The organism is Paenibacillus typhae, from assembly GCF_900099765.1.
In the GTDB taxonomy this organism is placed as follows: domain Bacteria; phylum Bacillota; class Bacilli; order Paenibacillales; family Paenibacillaceae; genus Paenibacillus_AQ; species Paenibacillus_AQ typhae.
The window spans coordinates 1-8,088 of sequence record NZ_FNDX01000043.1 but is presented as its reverse complement, the minus strand read 5'-3'; the positions used below and the strand labels follow the sequence as shown (position 1 = coordinate 8,088).

Annotated in this window: 7 protein-coding genes and 1 riboswitch; of the genes, 3 read left to right on the top strand and 4 right to left on the bottom strand. The window is 51.8% G+C overall.

From position 1 onward, the window contains the following. The 3 genes from BLR64_RS30610 to BLR64_RS24010 all read right to left on the bottom strand — a co-directional run. On the bottom strand, positions 1–971 hold a 971-nt coding region (locus BLR64_RS30610; protein WP_090718478.1), incomplete at its 3' end, for a choice-of-anchor A family protein. An 87-nt stretch (positions 972–1,058) separates the two neighbouring features. Continuing rightward, a riboswitch (cyclic di-GMP riboswitch) is annotated at positions 1,059–1,149 on the bottom strand. 381 nt (positions 1,150–1,530) lie between these two features. Then, positions 1,531–1,653: a hypothetical protein gene (locus BLR64_RS31070; RefSeq protein ID WP_279615484.1), complete on the bottom strand. Its 123-nt coding sequence runs from the start codon at positions 1,651–1,653 to the stop codon at positions 1,531–1,533. 641 nt (positions 1,654–2,294) lie between these two features. Next, positions 2,295–3,896 (bottom strand): alpha/beta hydrolase, encoded by a 1,602-nt coding sequence (locus tag BLR64_RS24010; protein WP_090718476.1) that lies wholly within the window; start codon positions 3,894–3,896, stop codon positions 2,295–2,297. A gap of 390 nt (positions 3,897–4,286) precedes the next feature. Here BLR64_RS24010 and nrdI point away from each other — a divergent pair, with 390 nt between their 5' ends. Genes nrdI through nrdF form a run of 3 tightly spaced genes read left to right on the top strand, consistent with a single transcriptional unit; the run spans position 4,287 to position 7,714 of the window. Beyond that, complete coding sequence (nrdI, locus tag BLR64_RS24005; RefSeq protein WP_068723738.1) at positions 4,287–4,646, top strand: class Ib ribonucleoside-diphosphate reductase assembly flavoprotein NrdI; 360 nt, start codon at positions 4,287–4,289, stop codon at positions 4,644–4,646. Beyond that, entirely contained in the window at positions 4,633–6,717 is a 2,085-nt protein-coding gene (gene nrdE, locus BLR64_RS24000; RefSeq protein ID WP_090718473.1) for a class 1b ribonucleoside-diphosphate reductase subunit alpha, read from the top strand. Before nrdI ends, nrdE begins: the two co-directional genes overlap by 14 nt. 37 nt (positions 6,718–6,754) lie before the next feature. Then, a complete protein-coding gene (gene nrdF, locus BLR64_RS23995; protein WP_068723735.1) occupies positions 6,755–7,714 on the top strand; it encodes a class 1b ribonucleoside-diphosphate reductase subunit beta in 960 nt (319 codons plus the stop codon). A 132-nt stretch (positions 7,715–7,846) separates the two neighbouring features. Here nrdF and BLR64_RS23990 read toward each other — a convergent pair whose 3' ends face one another. Further along, complete coding sequence (locus tag BLR64_RS23990; protein WP_090718575.1) at positions 7,847–8,080, bottom strand: group II intron maturase-specific domain-containing protein; 234 nt, start codon at positions 8,078–8,080, stop codon at positions 7,847–7,849. Positions 8,081–8,088: the final 8 nt, after the last annotated feature.

The window sequence follows — 8,088 nt, the reverse complement described above, 5'->3', positions numbered from 1 at the left end:
GCTGGTGTTGGCGACGGTGTCGCTGTGCTTGTCGGAACCGGCGTTGGTGTTGCGGTCGGCTTTGGTGATGGCGACGGTGTTGGTGTTGCCGGGGTTCCGTTGTCACGGCCAGTATATGGCTTATGGTGGAATTCCCCGCTTCCTTCCAGCGAAGCACCGATCATACTGCCGTTGATTTGCCCGTTATTGAAGGTAATCGCTGCATTCGGTGCCAGAACAGTTCCCATTACACCGATACTCTCCAGCCGCAGAGCCGTTGCCTGCGGGAAGTTATAGAGCACTTTATTCTGGCTTACGCCAGTCAGCCCGTTTCCGTTCTTGAAGGTGACCGAAGCTCCGTCTATATTAACGATGGCGGTAGACCCCTCCGGTGCAGTAATCCGTAGCTCATTAGCGCCCGTAAGCGCGCTTCCTGAAACCGAGAACACATTCAGCGCGGGATCAGTTCCGGTCAATTTAATATTTCCATAGTTATCCTCAGTCTTGCCGTTCACCGTCAAAGCTGCAAGCTCCTGGGATTTGGCGCGGAGCAAGGCAAACTCCGAGACAAAGTTAATAACGTTCGTTTCTTTCCGCAGGGTTCCTGTTCCGCCCCGCGGTTTACCTGTACCTGTATAAGTGCCGCCGTACACGGCGTTACCGTTAACTTCCCCCATCTCATAGTTCAGATTGCCGCCAGCCACCAGCGAATCCATTTCTGAACGTTCTGCTTCACTCAGGCTGTGGCCTACCGAATATCCTCCCTGTGTAAGGGTGATATTGCCGCCTGCAGCCATTCTGCCTTCAGAATCACTATGGTAGCCTTTGAGATCACCAAGGATAAACACATTGTACTTACCCGCAACGCCCGGAAGGGGGGGGCTGTCGGCTCTCACTTTACCCTGACCGGCCGAAGCCAGCCAGCCGCCGACCAGCAGGACTGCAGACATAGACAGTGCAAAAGATAATTTGAATACAGATTTACGTTTCATTAATAATCCCCCCGTAAGATGCGATATCCTTGGTTATAGCAGCACCTTCACCTGAAAAATAAAAAAAGCCGCCAGGAAGACAAGCTCCATGGCGGCCGGACGATCGTAGCCCTCTCTCAAAGGCTGTAGACTCCTGACTTTGCGTCCCGCGCTTTCGCGCGGTTTGCGATTATACATGAGAAGGTATGTAATTGGTAATAGAGAAAATAGTCTATGACATTTGTTACTTTAGAACTAACCTCAGTGTATTCCCTGATCCTCTGTATTGTCAATCTATTCCTTATAATATTTTGCCAATAACATTAGAAATTTTTCTAAAAAGAGCCTGTACGGCGCATTATATGCAGAATAGCTCTAAAATTCTATCTATTGTTCAACTAATCCTCTCTTATACTCATGAATACCCGCATTCACTTGCTTAAAATTGTTATATTTTAAATATTTAATTCTAGTAGATTTGAACTACTTATTATTGAACTATTATATTTCCGATTCAAGTAAAAAAGACTCCCCGCGGATCACTCCGCAGACAGTCTTCTTCTTTGCATGGGTTCACTTATTATAACAGCTGCAGCCAGCCGATCATTGACATCCAGAGCGGAATACTTAAAAACAGGCCAAACACCAGACCGCGGCGGAGACTTCCTTCGTGATTCATCATCATTCTCCTTTTTAACTGCATTATTCTCATCCTTAGTATTTCAAATTCAATATAAAACAATTCTAAATATTTTATTGTGAAAAACATCACATTATTGTCTGGATTTTTAGAAAAATTATGAAGCAAACAAAAAGGCCTTGCCATGGGAGTTGGCAAGACCTGCAGGGTACCATATAACACTGGGGGGTGTCTGGTATATTCACTATAAAGGATCTACCTGAAAATAAGCTGATAGCAAGCTAAAAATTACATTAAAATGGTCCAGCAGCCCAAAGTGCTGATCACTACGACCAGCGCTACAGGATAAAGAATTTTCCGGCTCACCTTATCTCTGAAGGTAAAAAACAGACAAAGCATACAAAGCCACGCAATTAGGAGACTGCCCATTTCCTATGCATTCGCTCCTTCCTGACCTCTGATCTATATTAAGAAGATACCCGCCGGGCACCCGATACATACCATGTTGTACGGTAATTTTTTCTCCTATATATTTTTTTCTCCTATATATAGAAGAAAAGCGCGGCAGCCGGTAAAATCCGGAACACCGCGCGGCATCAATTGTTGTAGTTCCAGCCTGTGCTTGCATAAGTACGGTCTCTCGCTCCCTTACTAATATAAAGCAAACTGCTGATTTGTCAAATGGAACAGACTACCGGAGACTCTCAGATGCAGGGCTCAGCACCTTCTGCTGCAAAAACAAAGCGCAGCATCGGACTGAACAGCGGCTGCAGCACAGACATATGCCCTTCGCCCTGGAATTCCTTATAGGACAGCCGGCTGAGTCCGCTGCCGTTAAATGGGACCAGCCGCTCATGGAAGGCCCTGGCATTCTCCAGCATGCCGGTCTCCTCCGAGCCGATGCCGATCATCAGCGAGCAGGCAAGCTCCCCGCTGCGCAGCTTGTCCTCCAGCTCCGGCAGCATATCGAACAGCACTCTGCCCTTCCACCAGAGGGACGGGCTGCCTGCGATATAAGTGCTGAACAGCCGGCTGCGGCGGATCAGCGTATACAGGGTGAAGAAGCCGCCCAATGAATGCCCGAACAGCGCCGCCCTGGAGTGATCTGCGCGGTATCTGCGGCTGATCAGCGGCATCAGCTCCAGCTCAATAAAGTCGAGAAAGGCATCCGCCCCCCCGTTCACCGGCCAGGGTGAGCCGTCCGGCCGCAGACCCTGCTGTACATCCGGCACGGTAAGATCCCGGAAGCGCCGCTCGGCCACAAACGGCCCGTCTGCCGGATAACCGATGGAAATTACCATACCGGACGGAAGCCCCCGCGGATGGCGGGTCTGCAGCCGCATCGCATCGTTCAGGGAAGCGAAGTAGGCATTGCCGTCGACGGTGTACAGCACCGGGTAACCCTCCGGCGGCGGGGGCTTCAGCGGGATATGGACAAAGATCCGGTAAGTCAGGCCGTTATACAGGGAGGTCATGTCCCATACCTCGGTCCCCGGCAGAGCACACGCCCTGACCGGTGAGATCAGCCCAGGCTCCATCCCGGCCTGCTGTGCCCCCGCCTCCTGTCCGTCAGCCGCCCCGTACAGCCACTTTAGCGCCTCGGGAAACTGCGCCGACATAGAGGCAAGGTCATGGGCAGCCCCGTCGGCAATTGAGAGCCGCAGCCGCTGCTCATCAGCCAGCTGCCCCCTCAGGTTGCGGTACAGCTGCAATGTGCTGGGCACGGCATGCCGCTGGAGATTCTGCTTATACACGCCCTCACGGTTGCCTACAGAGAAATACAGCCTCTGCCCCCGGTCAGGCAGCGGGTTAGCTTCCGTGTAGCCAAGCATCCCTTCGTACCAGATTGAAGGTGACAGCATCCCAAACCGCCCGAAGGCATCGGGCCGGCGGTAAGCGGCCAGCAGCGTCACCAGGCCGCCCAGCGAATAACCGATCAGACCGGTGTTGTCCGGTTCCGGGGCCGTCCGCAGGACAGAATCGATGTAAGGCTTGATGCCATCGGCGATTTCATCGAGATAGGCAGATCCGCGGCCGCCAAAGGCCGGCCTGCCTTCTGTTGCAGCAGACTCAGGCCAGGGTGTATAATCATCATTTCGGGAAGAAGTGCTGATCCCGATGACAATCAGCTCGGCCAGCAGCCCCTCCCGGAATAGCCTGTACATATAATTTAAGGTATTCATCATTAAGGTTGCGCCGTCATGCAGATATACTGCAGGATAACGCTTTTGGGATAACGCATAGGAAGGGGGCAGGAACACCGTCAGCCGGCGCCCCTGCCAGTCCAGCTCTTGCACTTCAAACATCGGGCCTTCATCCTCTCATCCTTTATATCTGGCGGTTTCTTTCGTTATTATGAAAGCTTTTGATTCCTTGTACCATAGACGGAGGCCGGAACAGGCATGGATTTTTGGATGCCGGGTACGTAAGGCCTCTTTTCGGCACGGCTCAGACTATATTAAAAATTAGAATAAAATTTTAGAGAAAAGATTGCAGGCGGGGCTTGGCCTGACCGTTTCTGAAGGGCTTTCAGAGGGCCGCAAAGGGCTTTCTGATCTATTGACTTTCCAACATATAGTGTTTAATATGATTGAAGTCACCTAAATGTAGTGTATATAGTAGTTAAACTCATATACCTAGCGGAACACCCGAGTACAATTTAAATAGATCCATTGTTATAGGAGGTTAGAGCGACTATGCTGATTGCTTACGATTCCAAAACCGGCAATGTCAGACGTTTTATCAACAAGCTGAAGCTGCCTGCTGTACAAATCGAAGAGCATATGACGATCGACGAGCCTTATGTGCTTGTTACATACACCACCGGATTTGGACAGATCCCAGAGAAGGTGTCCTCTTTTTTGGAGAGGAACCATTCCAGGCTGAAAGGCATTGCCGCCAGCGGCAACAAAAACTGGGGTGAGCTGTACGCCCACAGCGCAGACCTGATTGCAGAACGCTATAACGTGCCGGTAGTCGGCAAATTCGAGCTGTCAGGGACTTTTGGCGATGTGGAGCGAATTAAACAGGAGGTGAACCGGGTTGCGGCATATTGAATTAAATAACATGTTGATGAAGAGAGACGAGACCGGATTTTTCCAGCTCGATAAAGACCAAGAGGCCGTAGCGGAGTTCATGCGTGATGTGGAGCGCCGCAGCTTGACCTTTACAAGCACCAAAGCCAAGATTGACTATATGATCGCCAATGATTATTACGAGGATCTGTATGACCGTTACAGCGCAGCTGAGATGGAGGATGTCTACCGGATCGCCCATGAATATGATTTCCGTTTTCCTTCCTATATGGCGGCTTCCAAGTTCTATACAGACTATGCCGTCAAAACCAATGACCGCAAGCAGTACCTTGAGCATTATCCGGACCGTGTAGCGGTAGTAGCCCTGCACCTTGGACGCGGGAACGTTGAAACGGCCCGCACTCTGGCACGTTCGATGATGGAGCAGCGCCTGCAGCCGGCCACACCGACCTTCCTCAATGCAGGCAAAAGCCGCCGCGGCGAGATGGTTTCCTGCTTCCTGCTGGAAATGGACGACTCGCTCAACTCCATCAACTATGTGCTGAACACCTGCATGCAGCTGTCCAAGATCGGTGGTGGCGTTGCCGTCAATCTGTCCAAGCTGCGCTCGCGCGGCGAGACGATCAAAGGCGTAGAGGATGCAGCCAAAGGCATCATGCCTGTCCTGAAGCTGATGGAAGACGGGTTCTCCTATGCTGACCAGATGGGCCAGCGCAAGGGCTCCGGTGCGGCTTACTATAATATTTTCGGCTGGGACGTGCTTGAATTCCTCGACAGCAAAAAGATCAACGCCGACGAGCGGACACGCCTGAAGACATTGTCCATCGGTCTGATCGTGCCGAACCGTTTCTACAAGCTGGCCCAGGATAATCAGCCGCTGTATGTATTTGCACCTTATACCGTTTTCCAGGCTTACGGCAATCATCTGGATGACATGGATCTCGACGAAATGTACGACACCCTGCTCGCTGATCCGCGCGTGAAGAAAAAGGTTGCCATGAGCGCACGCGACATGCTGACCAAAATTGCCATGATCCAGCTCGAATCGGGCTATCCCTATATTATGAACAAGAGCAATGCCAATAACGCTCACGCCCTGAAGAACGTCGGCCAGGTCAAAATGTCCAACCTGTGCACCGAGATTTTCCAGCTGCAGGAGACTTCAGAGATTAACGACTACGGCCAGGAGGATGCGATCCGCCGCGATATCAGCTGCAATCTGGCTTCCCTGAACATTGTGAACGTGATGCAGCACGGCAAAATCCGTGAGTCCGTTCATGAGGGCATGCTCGCCCTGACCGCAGTCAGCGACATGACTACCGTTTCCAATGCTCCGGGCGTAGCCAAAGCGAACAAGGAGATGCACTCCGTCGGCCTGGGCGTCATGAACCTGCACGGTTACCTGGCCAAGAACAAAATCGCATATGAAAGCGAGCAGGCCCGCGACTTTGCCCGCACGTTCTTCATGACGATGAACTACCACTCGATTGAAAAGAGTATGGAAATCGCCGCCGAAACCGGCGAGACGTTCTACGGCTTCGCAGAGTCCGATTATGCGACGGGTGTTTATTTTGACCGTTACGTGTCTACTAATTACCAGCCGGTTACGGCAAGAGTGCAGGAGCTGTTCGCAGGCATTTATATTCCTACTCAGGAAGACTGGAAGCAGCTGCGTGAAGCTGTTATGAAAAACGGCCTGTATCATGCCTACCGTCTGGCGATTGCGCCGACTGCGAGCATTTCGTACATCCAGAATGCTACATCCAGCGTAATGCCGATCGTCGAGCAGATCGAGACCCGTACCTATGCTAACTCGACCACCTATTATCCGATGCCTTATCTGCAGCCGGACAATGTGTTCTTCTATAAATCCGCTTATCAGATGGACCAGTTCAAGGTGATTGATCTGATTGCGGAAATCCAGCCCCATATCGACCAGGGTATCTCGACCGTCCTGCACGTGAACAGTGATGTAACGACCCGTGAGCTGGCCCGCTGCTACCTGTATGCGGCTCACAAAGGCCTGAAGTCGCTGTATTACACACGCACCAAAAAGCTGTCCGTCGAGGAATGCCTGACCTGCTCGATTTAAAGGGCCGTACGGCTACAGAAAGGGAGATTATACCATTATGAGCGCAATTCAAGCCGTGAACTGGAACCGTCCCGACGACGACTTCTCGTTGATGTTTTGGAACCAGAATATTATGCAGTTCTGGACCGACGACGAAATTCCATTATCCGATGACAAAATGTCCTGGCTGACGCTGAGCGACACCGAAAAGGACTCTTATATGAAGGTGCTGGGCGGGCTCACCCTGCTCGACACCGTGCAAGGCGGCGTAGGGATGCCGCAGATCATGGAGCATGTGGACGGCCTGCAGCGCAAGGCGGTGCTCGGCTTCATGGGGATGATGGAGCAGATTCATGCGAAGTCCTACAGCAGTATTTTTACGACGCTGGCTTCCACTGAGGAGATCGACGGGATCTTCCGCTGGGTGGAGGACAACACGTTCCTGCAGTTCAAGGCCCAGACCATCTCCGAGTATTACAAAAAAATCGAAACACCCAAGGACCTCTACCTGGCGATGGCGGCTTCCGTCCTGCTGGAGAGCTACCTGTTCTACAGCGGCTTCTTCTACCCGCTCTACCTGGCCGGCCAGGGCAAAATGACCTGCAGCGGCGAGATCATCGACCTGATCCTGCGCGACGAGAGCATCCACGGCGTTTATGTCGGCGTGCTGGCTCAGGAGATTTTCGAGGAGCTGTCCGAGGACGACCAGCGCGACGTATACCAGACACTCGTTGGCCTTCTGCGCCTGCTGCATGCGAACGAGGAGCAGTATACCGAGCAGATCTACGCGCCAATCGGGCTTGTCGAGGAAGTGAAAGCCTTCCTTCGTTACAACGCCAACAAGGCGATGATGAACCTGGGTCACGATCCGCTGTTCGACGAGGAAGAGATCAACCCGATCGTCCAGAACGGGATCAGCACCCACACCAAGCAGCATGACTTTTTCTCCAAAAAAGGCAACGGCTACGTCCGTGCGCTGAACGTGGAGCCGCTGCGTGATGAGGACTTTAGCTTCTAAGCAGCAAGGTGCAGGAATAGCACAAGTTACTAGAGTAAAGGGCTGGGTTTAAACCAGCCCCTCCTCATCAAACCGTACGTGAGGTTTTCCCTCATACGGCTTTCCGATGTTCGTCATTCATGTGCATGCAGATCACAATAGCGTTTTTAGTCCATACCTATTGGCCATATACTTAACCTCAGATCGTGAACTTATCCATCTCCCGCGTTGTCTCTTCTTTGCGTACCACCGGGTTAAGCGTTGCAGAATATACCAATCCAGTTTCGCTAATCTCTTTTGGCTGTAGTTCGTGTAGTAATAATTTCTCCATCCTTGAATCTTCGGATTGAGCCATTCTACATGCTCCGCGAACGATCTTAAGCGCATGCTCGGTG

What these genes read in the sequence shown, in the direction of transcription:
- BLR64_RS24010 (WP_090718476.1), bottom strand. Translation starts at nt 3,896, where the DNA reads ATGTTTGAAGTGCAAGAGCTGGACTGGCAGGGGCGCCGGCTGACGGTG.
- BLR64_RS23990 (WP_090718575.1), bottom strand. Translation starts at nt 8,080, where the DNA reads ATGCGCTTAAGATCGTTCGCGGAGCATGTAGAATGGCTCAATCCGAAG.
- nrdF (WP_068723735.1), top strand. Translation starts at nt 6,755, where the DNA reads ATGAGCGCAATTCAAGCCGTGAACTGGAACCGTCCCGACGACGACTTC.
- nrdI (WP_068723738.1), top strand. Translation starts at nt 4,287, where the DNA reads ATGCTGATTGCTTACGATTCCAAAACCGGCAATGTCAGACGTTTTATC.
- BLR64_RS31070 (WP_279615484.1), bottom strand. Translation starts at nt 1,653, where the DNA reads ATGCAGTTAAAAAGGAGAATGATGATGAATCACGAAGGAAGTCTCCGC.